This is a genomic window from Allobosea sp. Root483D1 (genome assembly GCF_001429505.1).
Taxonomy (GTDB): Bacteria; Pseudomonadota; Alphaproteobacteria; order Rhizobiales; family Beijerinckiaceae; genus Allobosea.
The window spans coordinates 1-20,278 of the sequence record NZ_LMJW01000001.1 but is presented as its reverse complement, the minus strand read 5'-3'; the positions used below and the strand labels follow the sequence as shown (position 1 = coordinate 20,278).

Genomic DNA, 20,278 nt, shown 5'->3' with positions numbered 1-20,278 from the left:
TCGTCATGCTCGCCCTCGTGGCGAGCATCCACGTCTTGAGCGCGCGTTCGATCCGTGACGTGAAGAGGAGGATGGTCGGAACAAGCCCGACCATGACGGTGTAGCAGCCCGGCTCGCACCTTCGGCGGAGCCTGAGCGCTCTCTGTCCGTTACCCCGCCTCCGCCATGGCCTTCGCCTTCGGGCTGAAGGTGCCGTCGGGATTCTTCTCCATCGTGACCAACTCGTCATGCATGGCGCGCAGCGTCGAGCGGTGGCCGATCGAGACGATGCTGGTCTGCGGCAGCTCGCGCCGGATCACCGCGTAGATCTCACCTTCGAGCGTCTCGTCGAGCGAGGCGGTCGCCTCGTCGAGGAAGAGCCAGTCTGGTTTGGTCAGCAGCGCACGGGCCACGGCGAGGCGCTGCTGCTCGCCGCCGGAGAGCCGCTGGCCCCACAGGTCGACCTCGTCGAGGCGGTCGGCGAGATGGCCGAGCCGGACCTTTTCCATCGCCGCCTGGATTTCGGCGTCGCTGAAGGCGTTGGGCTCGGCCGGGTAGGCGAGCGCCGCCCGCAAGGAGCCTTGCGGCAGATAGGGGCGCTGCGGCAGGAGCAGCATGCGCTGGCCCGCCGGGGTCGCGATCTTGCCTTCGCCGAAGGGCCAGATGCCGGCGAGCGCCCGGAACAGGGTCGACTTGCCGGAGCCCGAGGGGCCGACGACCAGCGTCGAGCGGCCGGCCGGCAGCGTCAGGCCGGACACCTGCACGATCGGCTTGCCGGTCGGCAGGTGGAGCGACAGCGTTTCGATGGTCGCGTCCTTGCCGGGATTCTCCGCGATGCCGATCGCCGCGCCTTCGGCGCCGGCGGCCTGGGCTTCCGCCTGGGCGATCGCGGCCTCGAAGGTGGTCAGGCGGTTGATCGAGGCGACATAGGAGGCGATCGACTGGTAGCGGTCGATGAAGAACGACATCGCGGTCTGGACGCGGTCGAAGGCCGACGCGACCTGGGTCATGATGCCCAAGGTGATCCTGCCCGAAAAGTAATGGGGAGCGAGCAGGATGTAGGGCACCACGACATTGGCCTGCCCGAAGGACAGGGTGAACGTCGTCAGCTTCACCCGAGCCCAGACCAGGCGGTAGAAGTTCGTGACGATGTCGCCGAAGCGCTCGCTGATATGGCGCTGCTCGGTGCTTTCGCCGCGCATCAGCGCGATCTGCTCGGAATATTCACGCAGGCGCGCCAGAGTGTAGCGGAAGTTCGCCTCGCGCTTCTCCTGCTCGAATTCCAGTCCGATCAGCGGCCGGCCGATGAGATGCGCGACCCAGGTCGCGGCGACCGAATAGATCAGCGCCATCCAGAAGATGAAGCCGGGGATGCTGATCTCCGTCCCGGGGACGACGCTCGCGACCGGGATCGACCAGAGGATGATCGAGAAAGAGACCAGTGTTGAAACCTGCGTCAGTAGCGGCAGGGCGAAGCTGTAGGTCTGGTTGACGAAGGCGCGCGTGTCTTCCGCGATGCGCTGGTCGGGGTTGTCGGCCGTGCCGGATAGCGAGACCCGGTAGTGGTTGGCGTTGCGCAGCCAGGCGGAGCTGAATTTCTCCGCCATCCAGCGCCGCCAGCGGATCAGCAACGTATAGTTCGCGAACATCTCGATCAGGTTGGAGATCACCGAGATCGCCGCCCAGACGCTGAAGACGTAGATGAGCTGGTACCAGAAGCTCGGCGCGTCCTTCTCCTGGATCGCGTTGTAGAAGTCGCGGTTGAAGAAGGAGAGGCGCAGAGAAATGCCGACCTGGATCTGGTTGAGCACGACGAGGAAGGCCAGCAGCGCGATGCCAAGATGGCCGGTGCTGATCCGGAAGGGTCGCATCGGCCAGATCTTGGCGTCGGTCGACTCGGGTGCCTCGAAATAGGGCGAGGCCAGCCTGGCGATGCGCCGGATCGCCGGGATGAACGAGATCGCATAGACGAGGACGCCGAAGACGGCGATGGTCGTCGGAAGGCTCGCCGGCGGCGCGATCGCCTGCCAGTCGGATGGCCAGAAACCTGCCTGCGCCAGCACGGCGCCCGCGCCGGTCACGACATACTCCACCGCGAAGATGATCGAGAAGATCTTCAGGAAGGTGCTGATCGCCGTAGCGCGGAAGGTGGCGAACGCCAGCGGCAGACCGATGGCGCCGAGGCCGATGATGCCCGCGCTGCCACTCTGCTGGCCGACCACGAGCGCGATCACGGCAAGCGCGGCGATGGCGAAACTCAACAGGCGCATGGCGTCGTCCTTGTCGGGGAATCAGCGCGGGAGCCGCGCTGCGTCGGAGAGAGCGTTGTAGATCAGCCGTGCGCACAAAAAAGGCCCGGCTCAAGACCGGGCCGCGCATTTTCAGCGTTTTGTGATGTGGCGCGCTTTCCGTTCGGCCGGAACTGGCTGAACGTCGGGAAGCGCGCCATCCGATTTTCAGTCCTTGTCGACCGAATAGGCGCCGGCGCCGGCTGCGAACAGCACGAGGAAGCCGCCGGCGACGGAGAGGTTCTTCATGAACAGCAATTGCTGCATCGGCTGGGCCCAGTTCATGTGGAACAGCACCGAGGCGGCGATGGTGAAGGCGAACAGGGCCAGCGCCGTGAGCCGGGTCTTGTAGCCGACGACGATCATCAGGCCGCCGATCAGCTCGACGATGATCACCAGCGGCAGCAGGATGGCCGGAACGCCGGCCGAGCCCATATAGGCTTGCGTTCCGGCATAGCCGCTGATCTTGGACCAGCCGCCGAGCACGAACATCAGGGCGAGCAAAATGCGACCGACCAGCTTGGCGGCATCGCCCAAGGCAGGGTTGTTCATGGGAAAGACCCCCGAAAGCACGGGCGCGGCAGGATGCCGCACCTGCAGGATTTAGGGCTTACAACCAAAGTCGATGCAAGCGCACGGCCGCATATGCCTGTGCAAAGCTACCGCGCGCGCACTCTCACGCCGCCCGCTTCACCTGCTCCAGCGAGCGAGCCTCACCGATCGCTTCGGCGATCGAGGCGCGAACGGCTTCCCAGCTCAAGGAGAACACGTGGAAGCCCTGGTCGGAGATGCGTTCCTCCGAAAAGTCCTTCATCACCCGTTGGATCAGCAGATTGAGGTCCTTGCGGCAGCCATGCAGTGTCGCAAGGTCGTCCGCCTCCTGCGCTCGCGAGGCGATCTCGATCAGCTTGTCGTTATAGGCGCTGACCCGGATCTTCCGGCGATTGCGGATTTGCAGCCGCAGCATCATCAGGCCGGAATAGGCGATGGTCATCATCGAGATCATGAAGGTGATCTCGTCGCGATAGCGCACCAGGAGAAACGGCCTGGCACCGTCGTAATAGGCTTTCGCGCCGGCGTGGATCGCCAAGGAAGGGCCGTTCTGCGCCGGCCTTGCGACACCTGCGGCGAGCGGTGTCCGGAAGGCGAGGCGCAACTGCTCGTCGAAAAGGATGCGCGTCAGCTCCTCGACCGCGGCGTCAGGAACCTTGACGCCTGCGACCAGATTGATGCCGATCGCCAGCGTCGGGGTGTCCTGCTCCGGTACGGGGGGATATCCCTGATAGGTCCCCTGGCTGATGATGCTTTCGCTGACATAGGGCTTCACCAGCCTGATCGCCGAGGCCTGCTCGACCGGCACGAAGAACAGCCCGTCACCGCGTTGCTGCAGGCGCCGCATGACTTCGACCGTGGCCGGATCGCGCAACGCTCTGACGAAAGCGATCGCATCGATCTCGCCGCGCTCCAGCGCCGCGAAGTTGTCGTTGACCGGGCCGGCGCTGACCTGAATCTCGGCTAACGGCAGATCGTGATGCTGCGCGAGGGCGAAGAAGTTCTGGTTGCCGGATGTGCCTTCCGGCGGAAGGGCGAGGCGCTTGCCCGCCAGATCCCGCAGGTTCCTGATGCCGGACGAGCGGCGTGCGATCAGCTGGAAATGTTCGCGCGCGACGACCGCGACGGCTCTGACTGTCGGCGCCGTCATGATGTCGGCCTGGACGGAGGCGAGGGCCGCCTTGCCTTCGGCAACCAGGCGCGCATTCGTCGCCGATCCATCCGTGTGCATGATTTCGAGACGAATGGTCTTCGACTGCGTTGCGACGAGATCGCGGACTTCCCCCATCAATTGATCGACATTGCCGCCCTTGCCGCCAACCGCGACCGACAGGGTGGTGGGTGGGATATCCCGGAAGGCGTACCAGCCGCTGGCCACTGCCGCCGCCACCGCCAGGAACGCGATCGAGGCGTAGACGCCGACAATCACGGCAGATCGCCGAACCATGGATGATCTCCGCTCCGCCCGCTGTGCGGGCATGGCCTCGTGGTCGCGCGCGCTGGCGAATGGCCGTTCCGACTCATGGTACAGAGCCGGGTACTTCGTGCGGTGTTCATAGTTGCGGGAACGTTGCGGCAGCTGGCAAGATTCTCCGGGCCGTCACGGTCAAGATCTTGTGCGGTGTGACGAAAAAGGCCCGGCTTGCGCCGGGCCTTCCTGATTTTAGCAGTCGACGCTTTGGGCGTCAGGACTTCCTCAGAAGTCCATGCCGCCCATGCCGCCGCCGCCCATCGGGGGCATCGGCGAGTCCTTCTTCGGCGCCTCGGCGATCATCGCCTCGGTGGTGATCAGCAGGCCGGCGATCGAAGCCGCATCCTGGATCGCCGTGCGCACGACCTTGGTCGGGTCGATGATGCCGGCCTTGACCAGATCGCCGTACACGCCGGTCTGGGCGTTGTAGCCGAAGGCGTATTCCTTCGACTCCAGCAGCTTGCCGATCACGACAGCGCCGTCATCGCCGGCGTTGTCGACGATCTGCCTGGCCGGGGCCATGATCGCCTTGCGGACGATCTCGACGCCGGTCTTCTGATCGTCATTGGCGGTCTTGATCGCCTTGACGGTCGACAGAGCGCGCAGGAGGGCGACGCCGCCACCCGGCAGAACGCCTTCTTCCACGGCCGCGCGGGTCGCGTTCAGGGCGTCGTCGACGCGGTCCTTCTTCTCCTTGACCTCGACTTCGGTCGAGCCGCCGACGCGGATGACCGCGACGCCACCGGCGAGCTTGGCCAGACGCTCCTGGAGCTTCTCGCGGTCGTAGTCCGAGGAGGTCTCCTCGATCTGCGCCTTGATCTGCTGGACGCGGCCCTCGATGTCCTTCTTCTTGCCGGCGCCGTCGATGATCGTGGTATTCTCCTTCTCGATGCGCACCTTCTTGGCGCGGCCGAGCATGGTGAGCGTCACGGTCTCGAGCTTGATGCCGAGGTCTTCCGAGATCATCTGGCCGGCGGTCAGGATCGAGATGTCCTCGAGCATGGCCTTGCGGCGATCACCGAAGCCCGGAGCCTTGACGGCCGCGACCTTCAGGCCGCCACGGAGCTTGTTGACGACGAGCGTGGCCAGGGCCTCGCCCTCGACGTCCTCGGCGATGATCAGCAGCGGCTTGCCGGTCTGCACCACGGCCTCGAGGATCGGCAGCATCGCCTGCAGCGACGACAGCTTCTTCTCGAAGATCAGGATGTAGGGGTCATCGAGCTCGGCGACCATCTTCTCGGCGTTGGTGATGAAGTACGGCGAGAGGTAGCCGCGGTCGAACTGCATGCCCTCGACGACGTCGAGCTCGGTCTCGGCGGTCTTGGCTTCCTCGACGGTGATGACACCCTCGTTGCCGACCTTCTGCATGGCGGTGGCGATCATCTTGCCGACCGACTCGTCGCCGTTCGCCGAGATGGTGCCGACCTGCGCGACTTCCGCGTTGGTCGTGACCTTCTTCGAGTTCTTCTTCAGGTCCGCAACGATCGCCTCGACCGCAAGGTCGATGCCGCGCTTCAGGTCCATCGGGTTCATGCCGGCCGCAACCGACTTCAGGCCTTCGCGCATGATGGCGGCGGCGAGAACGGTGGCGGTCGTGGTGCCGTCGCCGGCGTGGTCGTTCTGCTTCGAGGCCACTTCGCGCACCATCTGGGCGCCCATGTTCTCGAACTTGTCGGAAAGCTCAATCTCCTTGGCGACGGTGACGCCGTCCTTGGTGATGCGCGGCGCGCCGAACGACTTCTCGATCACGACGTTGCGGCCCTTGGGGCCGAGCGTGACCTTGACGGCGTTGTTCAGGATCTCGACGCCGCGCAGCATCTTGTCGCGGGCATCGGTAGAAAAGCGGACTTCTTTGGCAGCCATGAGACTACTCCTGATTTGACTCTACGGAAGGGCGGGCGTCAGGCTGCTCAGCCGACGATGCCCATGATGTCGGATTCCTTCATGATCAGGAGATCCTGGCCGTCGATCTTGACCTCGGTGCCGCTCCACTTGCCGAAGAGGACGCGATCGCCCTTCTTGACATCGAGCGCAACCAGCTTGCCGGCCTCGTCGCGGGCGCCGGGGCCCACGGCGACGATCTCGCCCTCTTGGGGCTTTTCCTTGGCGGTATCGGGGATGATGATGCCACCCTTGGTCTTCTCTTCGCCATCAAGGCGACGGACCACAACGCGGTCATGCAGCGGACGGAACTTCATGGTTCTGTCTTCCTCTCGGTCTTATTCTGGACGGGCTCGAGTTTGGCCCGTGAAAGGGATCTGTTAGCAGTCTCACCAAGTGAGTGCTAACGGACGTCGCGGAGATAGGCGCGGGGCCTGCAGGAGTCAAGGAATCCGCTGCGCAAAAGGTGAATGCGGCGACCGGCCGCCGATCTGCGCTGCTGCGGCGGCAGGTTAAACCGGCTATCGTGGCGAGATGACGACGCCAGTGCCCGATCTCCATCTCGACGACATCGCCCGCTCCTGCGTGGTGCTGCATGTGCGCATGACGGCACGGGCAGTGACGCGCGCCTATGACGAGGCGATGCGGCCGAGCGGCTTGAAGATCACCCAGTTCGTGCTGCTCTCGGCGCTTTCGACCGGCGCTTGGCGCTCGGTCACCGAGCTCGCCGACCGCTTCGCGCTGGAGCGGACCTCGCTGACCCGCAACCTGCAGCTGCTCGCGGCCGAGAAGCTGATCGAGCCGGTCGACTGCAAGGGCAGGGCGCTGACCTATGCCGTGACCGACAAGGGCCGCGCCGCGATCGAGGCGGCGATCCCCTATTGGCGCGCGGCGCAGGACAGGATCGAGAACGGGCTCGGCCAGGAGCGCTGGAGCGAGACGCGCGACAATCTCAAGACGATCAGGCGGGCGGCGCGGAACGTCGGCTGAGCCATCGTTACGAGCCGAACGCTTGACCGGAACGCTCAGGCATCACTATCGTGCATCTACACGATAGTGATGGAGTTTGCGCATGTCCCGTCAGGTCGGTGTCGTCAGCCGTGATGTCCTGCTCGCGGAGGATGGCGCGTCGTTCCTGCGCGGGATGATCGAGGGGCGCCATCCCGGCCCGCCCTTCGCCGACGCGATGGATTTCGATATCGCCGAAGTCGAGGAGGGCAGGGTAGTCTTCGTCGGCACGCCCTCGCAGCGCTTCTTCAACCCGCTCGGAACAATCCATGGTGGCTGGACCGCGACGATCCTCGATTCCGCCATGGCCTGCGCCGTGCATTCGACGCTGCGGGTCGGCGAGGGCTACACCACGCTGGAGATGAAGCTGAACTATGTCCGCCCGGTCATGCCCGGCAACGGGCCGGTGCGCTGCGAGGGCAGGCTGATCCATCGCGGCGGCTCGGTCGCCACCAGCGAGGGAAAGCTGGTCGACGCAGCAGGCAAATTGCTGGCGCACGGGACGGAGACCTGCATGATCTTCGGCGCGAAGGCGGGAGCGGGGCGCTGATCGGAGCAGCCGCACTTGCTGGTTGGCAGGAGCGGCTTGTGACATTTGCGCCATTCACCGACACGGCCGTCGAGGCGAAATACCAGTCGCTGCCGGAGCCGCTTCGGCTGCCCATGCTGCGCCTGCGCCAGACGATCCTCGACGTTGCGGCCGCGAGCCTCGAGATCGGTCCCCTGGCGGAGACGCTGAAATGGGACGAGCCGGCCTGGTTGCCCAAACGGGCGAGGACGGGAACGACCATTCGGGCGAACGCGCTGAAAGGCTCGGCGACGCATTATGCGCTCTACGTCCATTGCCAGACGAGCCTGATCGAGACGTATCGGCGCCATTACCCCGAGCAGTTCAGTTATGACGGTAACCGGGCCTTGATCTTCTCGATCGGACTCGAGCCGCCGGCCGCGCCGCTGGAGCATTGCATCGCGCTCGCGCTGACCTATCACCGCTGGGCAAAGCTGATGCCCGCTCAGGCGCCGCGGTAGTCGCTGGGGCTTTCGCCCATCACCCGCTTGAAGCGCCGGTTGAAGGTCGAGAGGTCGCCGAAGCCGCAATCGAAGGCGATGCTGGCGACTGGGAGGCCGGTCCGGCGCAGCAGCAATGCCGCCCTGTGCAGGCGGGTCCGCAGCACATATTGGTGCGGCGTCATCCCGACCAGCGCCCGGAAGGTGCGCAGGAAATGGTAGGGGCTCATCGCCGCCTGCCGCGCCAGCGCGCCGAGCGGAAGCACCTCCTCGCAATGAGCCTCGACATGGCGCAGCGCCCGCGTGATCCGGCACTGGTCGCGGGCGCCGGGCGTCTCGACCCCGGGCTTTGCGCCTGACAGCAGGCTCGCCACGGCGCCGGCGAGCCGCAGCGCGGTCTCTTCCAGCCTCTCGGGGTAGTCCGCGACGATCTCGGCCTCGGCGACGAGACCGGCGAGCGCGGAGAGAGGCGGCAGATGCGCCCGCGCGAAACCCGTCCGACGGGCGCCCGGCACAGCCGCGACGATGCCTTCGAGATAGGCCGGCTCGAACTGGAAGGCGAGGCAGCGGTCGCCCGCCGCATGCTCATGGCCGCATTCGAAGCAGGCGCCGCGATTGCCGAGCAGCAGCGAGCCCGGAGCCAGCACGGCGCTACCTTGCGTCGAGCGATACCGGAACGAGCCGCTGCGGACGATGGCAATGCAGTGCTGCGGGTGCTCTTCCTCGAAGACGCGGTCGTCCGGGCCGGCCGTACAGACGATGTCGCTGACGCGCCAGCCGGGGCCCGATGCCAGGAGATGTGCGGTTGCGGTCATGCTTGCGAGTTTAGCAGTTTTTCCCAAGCGCGACCCGAGGTTCCGGGTCTAGCTGGGCACCAACTTGATCCAAGCGGCGCCGGATCATGACAGCAGCGCCAACGCCGCTGACCGGCGACGTGCAGCAAGGCCAGCGACAAGGAGGACGACCATCATGTTCGATCACGTTTCCATCGGCGTTCGCGAGATCGCCCGTACCAAGCGCTTCTACGACACCGCGCTCGGCGCTCTCGGCTATGATTGTCTCAGTGCCGACGAAGGCTCACTCGGCTATGGCAAGGGGAGTGTCGGTCTCTGGATCGGCGCGGTCTCGGCGCCGGTGCCACCGGATCGCGAGTCAAACCTGCATTTCTGCTTTGTCGCGCCGACGCGCGACAGCGTCGACGCCTTCCATGCCGCGGCGCTGGCGGCCGGCGGCACCGACAATGGCAAGCCGGGCCTGCGCGAATCCTACGGCCCCGACTATTACGCCGCCTTCGTCGTCGATCCCGACGGCTACCGGCTTGAGGCCTATTGCAGCAAACCGGCCTGAGGCGGTTGCGGCAGCGCTAGTGCTCGGGCGGCAGGTCATGCGCCGCCCATTCGCGGCGCGGGATCGCCTCGCCGACGCGGAACTGGAAGCTGGCGACCTTGCCGTTCGCCGCCATCTCGCAGCGAAAGCGCAGGCCGTACCATTGCTTGCGGCTGCGGAAGGCGGCGCCCTCCGCTTCCAGGGCGCTCTTCGTCAGCTTCGTGCCGGCCATGGCGAAGGCGACGACGCGGTCCGGCTCGAACTCCGCCTTCCAGGCGTGGATCTGGCCCATCGCCTCGAGATTGCAGAGCTGCTCGATGCGCTCGGTCGCGTCGAGCGTCTTCAGCGCCTCGCGAGCCCCGCGGCTGCGCGGGTTGGCCAGCACGCTTTCGGAATGCAGCGTCCGGGCCGTGATCATCGCCGGTGGTTCGGGTGGTGATGGAACGACAGGCTTGTCCGGTGGTGGGAGGGCGGGGGGCGGCTGTGGAGGCGGCACGATCTCGGCCGCTGGCTGAGGAGCAGGCGCCTGAGCCGGCGCGGGCGCCAGGGCAGGTGGCGTCAGCGCTTCCGGGCTCACCAGTTCGACGTCGATACTCGTCTCATTCGCCGGCGCGAAGCTGCTGACAGTCCGGATCGCGAGCAGGACGCCGAGCAGGATATGGAAGCAGAGCGCGACGGCGAGGCCGGGTTCGCGAAGGGTGCGAACAGCGGTGCCCGGGCGCGGCACGGCCGGCTCAGTCGCGGTTGGAACGGAAGGCGGGCATGCGCGGTCGGATCGCTCCCCTTGTCTCGTACCGTGCAGAAGCTGACCAAGCAGGCGAATTTGCGGCGGGCGTCAGCGCCGGCTGACCGCGAAGGCACCCGCGACGATCAGCACGGCGCCTGCCAGAGTGGTCCACAGTGGCACTTCACCGAAGACGAACCAGCCGAGCAGGCTCGCCCAGATCAGCGCCGTATATTCGATCGGTGCCAGCCGCGAGGCGGGTGCGCGGGCGAAGGCCGAGGTCAGCGAGAAATGCCCGGCGACGCCGAGCGCGCCGGCGCCGAGATAGGCGAGGAGATCGCCGCTACTCATCGGCTGGAGGACGAAATAGGCCGGCCAGGCAAGGCACAGTGCCGGCCCGGCATTCTGGAACAGCACGATGATCGCCGGATGCTCCTTCACCGCGATCCGGCGCAGCAGGATCAGGTTGAAGGCATAGGAGATTGCCGAGAACAATGCGGCGGCGACGCCGAGCTCGGCGCCGGTGACGCCGCCCTGCAGACGTGGCCAGACCATCACCAGCATGCCGGCGAGGCCGAAGCCGAGCGCCTGCAAGATGCGTCCGTCGAGCCGCTCCTTCAGGATCAGCGCCCCGAGCAGGGCGACGAAGACCGGCGCGAGGAAGGACAGCGTCAGCGCCTCGGCGAGCGGCAGCACCGAGACCGAATAGAAGAAGCTGCCGGCAGTCAGGATCACCACCGGCACGCGCAGCGTATTGCCGATCAGGCTGGCGCGCGTCGGAAAGGCAGGGCGCAGGAAGGCCAGCACCACGACTGCCCACAGGCCGCCCATGGCGAAGCGCATGAACAGCGCCAGCAGGAACGGATGCTGCTGCATCTGCGCCTTGATCACCGCGTCCATCGCAGTGAGCAGCGCAATGCCGAACGCGGCCCGCAGCGCGGTATTGGGGTTCATGGCCGCGCCGCGGCGAGCGGCTTGCGGAAATGATATTCCCAGGTGGAGGAGATGTCGGCGAGATAGCGCTCGCCCGGCCAGCGCACAAAGCCGAGCTTCTCGTAGAAGCGATGGCCGCGGGTGAACTTGCTGTCCGACCACAGCATCATCTCGCCATAGCCGCCGGCCTCGGCGAAAGCGAGCGTCTGCGCGAACAGCGCCTGCGCCAGGCCGCTGCCGCGCTGGCTCGGATCGGCATAGACCTTGAACAGCTCGACCGCGTTCTGGTCGGGCACCGGCACGACGGCGATCGAGCCAACGATGCGCCCATCCGGCCCATCGGCGACCCAGTGCCTGCCGCGCTTCCCGGCATAGTAGCTGGCGGGGCGGCGCAGCTCCGGGAATTCCGACCAGTCGAAGAAGCAGTTCGGATACTCGGCGAAGGTCGCCGCGATCAGGGCGGCGAGCGGCTCCGAATCGGCGTCGGTGGCGTCGCGAAGGGCGGGCAGGGCGATCATGATGGATCGCTTAGGGCCAATGCGGCCCGCTGCAAAGATGGCTCGCTCGCGCTCCTGCCATGCCGTTATCGCAGCAAGGCCAATGCGGCGTCGGTGGTCAGCTTGAGCGCGGCCACGGCGAGCAGGAGATAGCAGGCGAAGAACAGCCGCTTCTGGTCGAGCCGCTCGTGCAGCCAGCGCCCCAGCCAGACGCCGAGCGGCGCGGCCGGCAGCAGCGCGAGAGCAGCCCAGAGCGCCTGCGGCTGCTTTAAGCCCAGCGCGATATAGGGCGGCAGCTTCAGGAGGTTGCCGAGCATGAAGAAGGCGATGGTCGTGCCGACGAAGGCGGTCTTGGAAAGCCCGCGCGCCAAGAGGTACATCGCGACCGGCGGGCCGCCGGCATGGGCGACGAAGGTGGTGAAGCCCGAGGCGGTGCCAGCCAGCAATGCCAATGGTGGCGATACCGGAAGCTGGCCGGCGGGCGCGGTCCGGCCGCGCAGGAACCAGTGCGCCGTGAAGGCAAGGGTGACGAGGCCGATGGTCAGCGTGACGATGCGCGCGTCGACGATGAGGAAGACCGCATAGCCGATGGCGATGCCGACGATCAGTCCGGGGATCAGCCAGGCGAGGTCCTTCTTCGACCAGGTCGAGACGCCGAAGCTGCCGATGGCGAAGAGGTCCATCGCCGCAACCAGCAGCGCCACCATGATCGCGGCCTGCAGGGGATCGACGACGAGCGCCAGCAGCGGCACGCCGAGAATGGCGAGCCCGCCGCCGAAGGCGCCCTTGCCGATGCCGACGAGCAGAGTCGTGGCCCAGCCGACGAGGTAGAACAGCGGATCGCTAGGCATCGGCGCGGCCTATCGTGATGGCTGAGGGCGAGGTCGCGCCAGTTTCCGCTTGGACATGCGCGGTTTGGCGGTTAGGCGGAATCAGCGCAGTCATGCGCGACCGGCGTCGAGCTGGCAGGCCCCTTCCCGATGGCGTCATGACCGTTCTCCTGCCCTTCGTGATCAATGCCGGGCTGAACTTCGTTCTCGGGCTGCTTATCGCCTATTTCCTCGGCCCCGCCGAATTCGGCCGCTACGCCATCGGCGCGGCGATGCTCGTCTTGCTCAACACCGCGCTGCTCGACTGGATCAGGCTCTCGGCGGTTCGTTTCTACTCGCAGAAGAGCCGGGAGGAACAGCCAGAGATCCGGGCGACGCTCGACGTGCTGAGCGCCGGCATCACGATCGCGCTCTGCGGCCTCCTGGTCGCGGCTGTCGTCGCCGGCGTCGATTTCGGCCTGCCGGCGATGCTGGTCGCGGCCTCGGTGCTGGGCGGCATCTGCGCCGGCCTGTTCGACTATCACGGCGCCATCGCCCGGGCCCGCTTCCTCGATGCGGCCTATGCCCGCCTGATCATCATCAAGAACGTGCTGGCGCTGCTGCTGATGGTTGGCGGCGCCTGGTGGATGCGCGATGCGACGGTCGTGATGTTCGGCGGCGTCGTCAGCGCCATCGCGGCGCTGCTGGCGGTGCGGCGGGCGCTCGCCGATGCGCCGTTCGCCTGGGCGGCGGCGCGGCGCGATCTCGCGCTCGACTTCGCCCGCTACGCGCTGCCGATCGTCGGCGCGAATGCGATCTATTCGCTGATCCCGCTGCTCAACCGCTCGCTGCTCGCCGACCGCAACGGCTTCGCCGAGGCTGGTTATTTCTCGCTCGCCGCCGATATGGGCCTGCGCCTGTTCGGCATGCTCGCCTCGACGCTGGAGATCGTCATGCTGCGCGAGGTGCTGCGGCTCGACGAGACCAAGGGCCGGCGGGCGGCAGAGAAGCGCATCGCCAGCAATTTCGTCATCGTGCTGATGGTGTCGCTGCCGGTGGCCGTAGGCCTCTTCCTGGTGCTGCCGGCCTTCGAGGCGCTGCTGGTGCCAGCACAGTTCCGCGGGCACTTCGCCGGCTATTTCCGGTTGCTGCTGCCGGGTCTCGTCGCCCTCGCGATCTTCGCCGCCGGGATCTACCCGGTCTTCCTGCTGGGCAAGCGCACCGGCCTGGTGACGCTGGCTGCCTGCGCCGGCCTCCTCGCCAATCTCGCCTTGGTGTTCGCCGCCGGGGCGATCGGCCCGGAACGCTATGCGCTGGGCCAGACCGTCAGCTTCCTCGTCGTTCTCGCAATCACCGGCTGGGTGGGCTTACGCTCGCTCCCGGTAAGTCCGAACTGGCGGGAGATCGGCATCGTCGTTGCGGCGGTCGTCGTCATGGCGGCGGCGGTGTGGCCGCTCTCCGGCCGGCTCGCCCCTTTGCCCGAGCTGCTGTTGCAGGGGGCGCTCGGCATCGTCGTCTATGGCGGGCTGATGCTGGCCTTCGACGTGGCCCGCTGCCGGACGCTGCTGCGGCTGTGGCTTGTGATGCGCAAGCGATCCGTGTGAACGGAGCATTTACTGCGTTTGCTCGCGGATCGCTAAGGTTAATCCCGGGAATTCGAGCGATTAAGCCGGTTTCGGAGCCGATAGAGTCAACGATTCACCGTTCATTTCAACGCATCGCCTCACGCTTCCAGCCAGTTGCGTTGAGAGAGTTGCGTCATGCGTGCGATCCGTTTCGTCCCCCTTGCCCTGCTCGCGGGGCTCACCTCCCTGCCTGACCGGGCCGGCGCCCAGAGCTATTGGCGCCCGGCCGATCCGATGGTCACGCATTCGGCCGGCCGCGGCCAATATGGCGGTGGCTTCATCGAGATGCTGATGACCGGCCAGGATCCGACCGACTATGGCCGGGGCGGGGCGGTCTACAACCGGCCGCAGCGCGGCGCCTATGGCCAGCAGCCGGCGACGCGCCGCCTTTCCGACTACGAGGCGCCGGTCCCGATTCAGGGCGACCCGATGGAGATGCGCCGCGAGCGCCGTTCTGCCGCGCTCGGCGAGCCGATCCCGGCGGAGCGGCCGATCGCGCGCACCCTCGATCCGCGCTTCCAGAAGCAGGAAGTCGCCTATGACGGCCCGCACAAGCCGGGCACCATCGTCATCGATACGCCGCGCAAGTTTCTCTTCCTGGTCCAGCCGGGTGGGCGGGCGCTGCGCTACGGCATCGGCGTCGGCCGTCCCGGCTTCGAATGGGCCGGCATGAAGGCCATCACCCGCAAGGCGGAATGGCCGAGCTGGACGCCGCCGTCCGAGATGCTGAAGCGCCGGCCCGACCTGCCGCGCTTCATGGCCGGCGGTCCGGAGAACCCGATGGGTGCGCGCGCGCTCTATCTCGGCTCCTCGCTCTACCGCATCCACGGCACCAACGAGCCGAACACGATCGGCCAGGCGGTCTCCTCCGGCTGCATCCGGATGAACAACCAGGACGTGGTCGACCTCTACGAGCGGGTGCGGGTTGGCGCGAAGGTTCTCGTGATCTGAAGAAGGCTGAGATGCTGCCGCGGAGGGCGTCGGCTCTCGACCCTGAACGGGCCTTGCCGTTCAAGGGTCGGCAGGCGCGATAAGCTAAATGCAGCACGTTTATTCAGCTAGGAGCCAAACGTGCTCGAAGCGATATTGGGCTTCTTCGGCCGGCTGATTTGGTTCTCGATAACCCAATTGCTCGGCTATTGGACAGGGCGTGCTACAATACGAGCCCTATCGCTCGGCAGCTTAGAAGTCAGCGAATATGGGTACTACAATCAAAGACCCTTCAAGCTTTTCTGGCGTCGCGGCAGGCAGCTGATCGTATCGTTCATGGTGGCAATTGGTGTAGGGCAGTTCCTGTGGTTCGGGGCCTATTTCGGCACTGTGGTCTATCTCTCGCGAGGTTAAGCGCATACCGCTTCCGACCCGTCTCAGGCGTCAGTGGCAATCCGGCGTCGTGACGACCGCTCTCCAAAAGAAAAGGCCCGCCTGGCGACAGGCGGGCCTCGTCGTTTCAAGAGGTGGCGTGGGTCTCAGGCCCAGTCGTCGTCGCCGCCGCCAGAGCCGTCGTCATAACTGCCATCGTCGTAGCTGGCGTCCTGATAGCTCGGCTCCTGCTGCTGCGGCTCAGGCGCAGGTTGCTGGTCGGCTGCCGTCTGGGTGTCCTTGGCCGTGTCGCTGCTCTGCGAGGCCTCCTTGTTCTCGGCAGTGCTCGCCTCGGCCGGCTTGGCCTCGCTCGCTGCGCTCTTGTTGCCGCCACCAAGCGCGTTCATCAGCATGTTGCCGGCGACCATGCCGCCGGCGACGCCGGCTGCCGTGGTCAGCGCAGTCGCCATGAAGCCGCCGCCACCACGCGCAGGAGGCTGCGCCGCCTGGTTCTGCCAGGGGCCGGGGGGCGCTGCGCCCTGTTGAGGCGCCATGCCCTGAGCGCCCGGCTGGCCGCCCCAGGGCGGTGAGGCCGGTTGCGGCTGGCCGCGCTGCGGGAAGGACGGCACCGAGCCTGAGCGTGCCGGCTGGCTCGCGCCGCCGCCGAAGATGCCCGACAGGAAGCCGCCGGACTGCTGGGCCGGGGCGGGTGCTGGCTGGGGCTGATTGCGCAACTGCTCGACCTCTGCCTGCAACTGCTCGATCTGGCCCTGCATGCTGGTGAGCGCCTGCTCCTGCACATAGACCGACTGCGCCATCGCATAGACGGCATACGGTTGCTCGCGGAGGCGATCGGCGATGAAACGTTCAGCCTGGGGGTCGCGGGGCTGGTTAGCCGCCTGGCGCAGGCGGTCGAAAATCCCGGCGATCACGTCGCGTTCTTGCGGCGTCATCGTCATCTCCTCTCATGGTGGACAAGGCGGTCGCCCCGTCGCCTCGAAAGGTGGTGACGGCTTATGACGCTATCAAGGCGACGGCCCGGCGCCTTTCTGTCGCGTCGGCACCGGCGCTTCGTCAGGCATTGCCGACATTGACATAGGTGAAGCCGCGCTCGCGCATCTCGCCGGAGCGGTAGATGTTGCGCAGGTCGACCACGACGGGGTGGCGCAGCGCCGCCTTGACGCGGCCGAGGTCGAGCGCCCGGAAGGCGTCCCACTCGGTGACGATCACCAGCGCATCTGCCCCCTCGAGACAAGAATAGGCGTCGGGTGCGTAGGCGATCTCGGGCATCAGCGTCTTGGCGCTCGCCATCGCCTCGGGATCATAGGCGGTGATCTCGGCGCCGGCGTCGAGCAGCGCCGTCACGATCGCGAGCGAAGGCGCCTCGCGCATGTCGTCGGTATTGGGCTTGAAGGCGAGGCCGAGGATGGCGATGCGCTTGCCCCGGACCGAGCCGCCGCAGGCGGCGATGACCTTGCGCGCCATCGCCCGCTTGCGCTGGTCGTTGACCGCGACCACCGTCTCGACAAGGCGCAGGGGGCTTTCCATGTCCTGCGCCGTCTTGATCAGGGCGAGCGTGTCCTTCGGGAAGCAGGAGCCGCCATAGCCGGGGCCGGCATGCAGGAACTTGCCGCCGATGCGGTTGTCGAGGCCGATGCCGCGCGCCACCTCCTGGACATTGGCGCCGACCCGCTCGCACAGCTCCGCGATCTCGTTGATGAAGGTGATCTTGGTCGCGAGGAAGGCATTGCCGGCGTATTTGATCAGCTCCGACGTCCGGCGCGCCGTGAACAGGAGCGGAGCCGCATTGAGATAGAGCGGCCGATAGATATCCTCCATGACCTTGCGGGCGCGATCGTCCTCCGTGCCGATGACGATCCGGTCCGGTCGCTTGAAATCGGCGATCGCGGCGCCTTCGCGCAGGAACTCGGGATTGGAGACCACCGCGAAATCGGCGTCGGGCCGGGTCTCGCGCATGATCCGCTCGACCTCGTCGCCGGTGCCGACCGGCACGGTCGACTTGGTCACGACGACGGTGAAGCCGTCGATGGCCGCGACCACGTCACGCGCCGCCTGGTGGACATAGGACAGGTCGGCATGGCCGTCGCCGCGGCGCGAGGGCGTGCCGACCGCGATGAAGACGGCATCCGCCGCCGCCACAGGTCCGGCGAGCTCCGTGGTGAAGGAGAGCCGTCCGGCGCGGACATTGCTGGCGACGAGGTCGTCGAGCCCGGGCTCGTAGATCGGGATCTCGCCGCGCTTCAGCGCCGCGATCTTGCCGGCGTCGGTGTCGACGCAGGTCACCTCATGGCCGAAATCGGCGAAGCAGGCTCCCGAGACCAGGCCGACATAGCCCGAACCGATCATCGTCACGCGCATCTGGCGTTCTCATCGTCTCGCCGGCGGGCTGCCGACCGGCAGGGCGTACCGCAAAACCGAGCCCACGCAAATCTCCACCGAAATGGCTAGGGCGCTTGACGGTGCCGTGACGCCAAGAAAAAAGGGCGGCTGCGGGCCGCCCTTCTCGAAAGAGGTAGACAGGACGCCTCAGATGTCGTCCGGCGGCAGCGGCGCGTCGGTCTCTTCGAGCTCCGGTTCGCCGATCGGGTTGCGGTTCAGCACGACCACGGGCGTGCCGGTCGGGACGCGGCTGTGAAGGTCGATGATGTCCTGGTTGAACAGGCGGATGCAGCCGGAGGACACGGCCTTGCCGATCGACCAAGGCTCGCTCGTGCCGTGGATGCGGTAGAGCGTGTCCTGGCTGCCCTGGTAGAGGTAGAGGGCGCGTGCGCCGAGCGGGTTCTCGATCCCGCCGGCCATGCCGCCGGCCCAGCGCGCGTTCCGCGCCGGCTCGCGGGCGATCATGGCGGCGGTCGGCGTCCAGCGCGGCCATTCGGCCTTGCGGGCGACGGTGGCGCGACCGCGCCAGGACATGCCCTGCTTGCCGACGCCGATGCCGTAGCGGATGGCCCGGCCATTCTCGCGCACCAGATAGAGGAAGCGGGCCGAGGTATCGACCACGATCGTTCCGGGCCTCTCCGGGGTCCGATAGTCGACTTCCTGGCGCAGGAAACGCTGGTCGACTTCGTCGATGTCGGTCGCCGGCAGCGGATGGCGCTCGTCCGGCCGCTCGTCATACATCGACAGGAAGGCGGCGTTCTGATGAACCGGCGCGCGGGCCTCGAAGGGCTGCTGCGGGCCGGTGACACAACCGGCCAGGCCGACGGGGACGAAGGCCGAGGCCATCGTCAGGAAGCGGCGGCGGGAACAGGTGGCGGAAGCGTCAGGCTGGGCGGACATAAACTCGGCTCTTGTGGGTGCGGCTGGCAGCGGAAACATGCGAATTGCCGACAAGTTCCAACGAGTTCTTGTCGGTCGACCCCTTCCACTTCAAGGCCCGACATGGCGCCGGGGTGAAAAGGATGTGGCGAAATAATGGCCGACGCAGAGCGTGGCCGGAATGCCACAGTCCGCCATGTCGCCGTTGCATGCCGTAAGTGGCGCTCGGCAGCGGGAGCGCCCTCCAGCTCGCAAGCTCGGATCGAACAGCGGCAGCGCTTGCGGGCCTTAAGCTGCCCTTAGGGGTTTATCTACCATGACTCTTGGTTAGCCGGAGCAGGTTTTGGGCTCCGTCGCAGTTCAAGAATCCTCGCAAGGGTGCGGGGCAAGACAAGTGGACGTCACGCCATGAAGTCGATCCGTTTCAAAGTCCTGGCGATGCTGGGGATCATCGTCGCCGGCGCGGTGCTCTCGGCGGCATTGAGCCTCTACGCCTTGTCGCGCTCCAGCGATCTCAACGCGCGCTCCGATGTCCAGGGCGAGATCGCGCTGGTCACCGAGCGGATCAACACCCAGGTCTTCGCCGTGGTGATGGATTCGCGCGGCATCTACATGTCGAAGGACGCCAAGGAGGCGGAGGCCTTCGCCAAGCCGAAGGAGGCGCGCTTCCCGGTGATGCGCAAGCTCGCCGCCGATCTGGTCGCCCTGGTGCCGACACAGGAGCGCGAGACCGCGCTCAAGCTGCAGAAATCGGTCGAGGAGTTCATCACCTTCCGCGCCGAGCTGATCCGGCTCGGCCGCGAGGTCTCGACCGCGGCCGCCAACCAGCAGGGCAACAACGACCAGAACCGCGTCAATCGCAAGGCGCTGAATGATCAGCTCGTCGCCTTCGGCAAGCGCAACGAGGACGTCGGCAATCGGCTCGCCGACGAGGCGGCTGCCTTCACGCGCCAGGTCCAGTGGATTCTGCCATCGGTGCTGCTCGCGGCGCTGCTCGCCTCGATCGCGGCGGCGATCCTGTTCGCGCAGCGCTCGATCACGCGCCCGCTGACCGATCTCAGCGCTAGCATGAGCAGCCTCACCGCCGGCGAGACCGCGATCACGATTCCGCACACCAAGCGGCAGGACGAGATCGGCGACATGGCGCGGGCCGTCGCAGTGCTGCGCCAGAGCACCGAGCAGGTCGCGCTGCTGCAGGAACAGGAGCGTGCCGCCGCAGCGGAACGGATTCGCTCCGCCGACGCGATGTCGGTTGTCGTCTCCGATGTCGGCGAGGTCGTCGCGGCTGCGGCTGCGGGTGATTTCTCGGCGCGGCTTCAGGTCGAAGGCGCCGACCAGCAGATGCAGAGGCTGGTCGCCGGCATCAACGAGATCAACGCCGTGGTCGATTCGGCGACGACCGAGTTCGTCGAGGTGCTGCAGGCGCTGGCGGCGGGCGATCTGACCCGCCAGGTTCCATCGGCCTATCGCGGCCGTTTCGCCGAGCTCAAGGACGCCGTCAACGAGACGATCACGCGCCTCTCCGAGACGGTGTCGACGATCCAGGCGACTGCGGCCGATGTCGGGGTCGCGGCCCGCGAGATCAACATGGGTGCG

At 66.7% G+C, this 20,278-nt stretch carries 21 protein-coding genes; 8 read left to right on the top strand and 13 right to left on the bottom strand.

The genetic code is table 11. The features are described from left to right. Window positions 1-149 precede the first annotated feature (149 nt). The 5 genes from ASE66_RS00105 to groES all read right to left on the bottom strand — a co-directional run bounded on the left by ASE66_RS00105 (window position 150) and on the right by groES (window position 6,488). The gene (locus ASE66_RS00105; RefSeq protein ID WP_057187549.1) at window positions 150-2,249 is read right to left on the bottom strand and encodes an ABC transporter ATP-binding protein/permease; all 2,100 of its coding nucleotides are present in this window, start codon (window positions 2,247-2,249) and stop codon (window positions 150-152) included. A gap of 186 nt (window positions 2,250-2,435) precedes the next feature. Continuing rightward, window positions 2,436-2,819, bottom strand: coding sequence for a DoxX family protein (locus ASE66_RS00100; protein ID WP_057187548.1), 384 nt, complete (start codon window positions 2,817-2,819; stop codon window positions 2,436-2,438). Window positions 2,820-2,943: 124 nt separating this feature from the next. Further along, window positions 2,944-4,266: a TAXI family TRAP transporter solute-binding subunit gene (locus tag ASE66_RS00095; protein ID WP_162262430.1), complete on the bottom strand. Its 1,323-nt coding sequence runs from the start codon at window positions 4,264-4,266 to the stop codon at window positions 2,944-2,946. Window positions 4,267-4,515: 249 nt separating this feature from the next. After that, entirely contained in the window at window positions 4,516-6,153 is a 1,638-nt protein-coding gene (gene groL, locus ASE66_RS00090) for a chaperonin GroEL (protein WP_057187546.1), read from the bottom strand. A gap of 47 nt (window positions 6,154-6,200) precedes the next feature. Continuing rightward, the gene (groES, locus tag ASE66_RS00085; protein ID WP_057187545.1) at window positions 6,201-6,488 is read right to left on the bottom strand and encodes a co-chaperone GroES; all 288 of its coding nucleotides are present in this window, start codon (window positions 6,486-6,488) and stop codon (window positions 6,201-6,203) included. A gap of 217 nt (window positions 6,489-6,705) precedes the next feature. Between groES and ASE66_RS00080 the strand changes: the two genes are divergently transcribed. The 3 genes from ASE66_RS00080 (at window position 6,706) to ASE66_RS00070 (ending at window position 8,208) form a co-directional block, all read left to right on the top strand. Next, a complete protein-coding gene (locus ASE66_RS00080; protein ID WP_082613112.1) occupies window positions 6,706-7,161 on the top strand; it encodes a MarR family winged helix-turn-helix transcriptional regulator in 456 nt (151 codons plus the stop codon). Window positions 7,162-7,243: 82 nt separating this feature from the next. Further along, on the top strand, window positions 7,244-7,729 hold the full coding sequence (locus ASE66_RS00075) for a PaaI family thioesterase (protein WP_057187543.1): 486 nt from the start codon (window positions 7,244-7,246) through the stop codon (window positions 7,727-7,729). 38 nt (window positions 7,730-7,767) lie between these two features. Further along, the gene (locus tag ASE66_RS00070; RefSeq protein ID WP_057187542.1) at window positions 7,768-8,208 is read left to right on the top strand and encodes a hypothetical protein; all 441 of its coding nucleotides are present in this window, start codon (window positions 7,768-7,770) and stop codon (window positions 8,206-8,208) included. Here the strand turns inward: ASE66_RS00070 and ASE66_RS00065 are convergent. After that, window positions 8,193-9,002, bottom strand: a complete 810-nt coding sequence (locus tag ASE66_RS00065) for an AraC family transcriptional regulator (protein ID WP_057187541.1) — start codon at window positions 9,000-9,002, stop codon at window positions 8,193-8,195. The genes ASE66_RS00070 and ASE66_RS00065 overlap by 16 nt on opposite strands. 154 nt (window positions 9,003-9,156) lie before the next feature. On the opposite strand from ASE66_RS00065, the gene ASE66_RS00060 reads away from it, so the two are divergent. Next, window positions 9,157-9,534, top strand: a complete 378-nt coding sequence (locus tag ASE66_RS00060; protein WP_057187540.1) for a VOC family protein — start codon at window positions 9,157-9,159, stop codon at window positions 9,532-9,534. Between the two features lie 16 nt (window positions 9,535-9,550). Here the strand turns inward: ASE66_RS00060 and ASE66_RS00055 are convergent, their stop codons facing one another. The 4 genes from ASE66_RS00055 to ASE66_RS00040 all read right to left on the bottom strand — a co-directional run bounded on the left by ASE66_RS00055 (window position 9,551) and on the right by ASE66_RS00040 (window position 12,518). After that, complete coding sequence (locus ASE66_RS00055; protein WP_057187539.1) at window positions 9,551-10,240, bottom strand: DUF930 domain-containing protein; 690 nt, start codon at window positions 10,238-10,240, stop codon at window positions 9,551-9,553. Window positions 10,241-10,348: 108 nt separating this feature from the next. After that, entirely contained in the window at window positions 10,349-11,191 is an 843-nt protein-coding gene (locus ASE66_RS00050; protein WP_057187538.1) for a DMT family transporter, read from the bottom strand. After that, entirely contained in the window at window positions 11,188-11,688 is a 501-nt protein-coding gene (locus ASE66_RS00045) for a GNAT family N-acetyltransferase (RefSeq protein ID WP_057187537.1), read from the bottom strand. Before ASE66_RS00045 ends, ASE66_RS00050 begins: the two co-directional genes overlap by 4 nt. Before the next feature lie 65 nt (window positions 11,689-11,753). Beyond that, complete coding sequence (locus ASE66_RS00040; protein ID WP_057187536.1) at window positions 11,754-12,518, bottom strand: sulfite exporter TauE/SafE family protein; 765 nt, start codon at window positions 12,516-12,518, stop codon at window positions 11,754-11,756. 137 nt (window positions 12,519-12,655) lie between these two features. Here ASE66_RS00040 and ASE66_RS00035 point away from each other — a divergent pair, with 137 nt between their 5' ends. The 3 genes from ASE66_RS00035 to ASE66_RS00025 all read left to right on the top strand — a co-directional run bounded on the left by ASE66_RS00035 (window position 12,656) and on the right by ASE66_RS00025 (window position 15,445). Next, window positions 12,656-14,080, top strand: a complete 1,425-nt coding sequence (locus tag ASE66_RS00035; protein ID WP_057187535.1) for a lipopolysaccharide biosynthesis protein — start codon at window positions 12,656-12,658, stop codon at window positions 14,078-14,080. 255 nt (window positions 14,081-14,335) lie between these two features. Then, on the top strand, window positions 14,336-15,052 hold the full coding sequence (locus ASE66_RS00030) for a L,D-transpeptidase (protein WP_057188611.1): 717 nt from the start codon (window positions 14,336-14,338) through the stop codon (window positions 15,050-15,052). Window positions 15,053-15,172: 120 nt separating this feature from the next. Beyond that, complete coding sequence (locus tag ASE66_RS00025) at window positions 15,173-15,445, top strand: hypothetical protein (protein WP_057187534.1); 273 nt, start codon at window positions 15,173-15,175, stop codon at window positions 15,443-15,445. 125 nt (window positions 15,446-15,570) lie between these two features. Here the strand turns inward: ASE66_RS00025 and ASE66_RS00020 are convergent, their stop codons facing one another. From ASE66_RS00020 to ASE66_RS00010, 3 genes are all read right to left on the bottom strand, one after another. Then, window positions 15,571-16,356, bottom strand: a complete 786-nt coding sequence (locus ASE66_RS00020; RefSeq protein WP_082613227.1) for a DUF2076 domain-containing protein — start codon at window positions 16,354-16,356, stop codon at window positions 15,571-15,573. Between the two features lie 121 nt (window positions 16,357-16,477). Further along, window positions 16,478-17,782, bottom strand: a complete 1,305-nt coding sequence (locus tag ASE66_RS00015) for a UDP-glucose dehydrogenase family protein (RefSeq protein WP_057187532.1) — start codon at window positions 17,780-17,782, stop codon at window positions 16,478-16,480. Between the two features lie 168 nt (window positions 17,783-17,950). Continuing rightward, window positions 17,951-18,649: a L,D-transpeptidase gene (locus ASE66_RS00010; RefSeq protein ID WP_162262449.1), complete on the bottom strand. Its 699-nt coding sequence runs from the start codon at window positions 18,647-18,649 to the stop codon at window positions 17,951-17,953. A gap of 441 nt (window positions 18,650-19,090) precedes the next feature. Here ASE66_RS00010 and ASE66_RS00005 point away from each other — a divergent pair. Beyond that, on the top strand, window positions 19,091-20,278 hold a 1,188-nt coding region (locus tag ASE66_RS00005; protein WP_156411969.1), incomplete at its 3' end, for a HAMP domain-containing protein.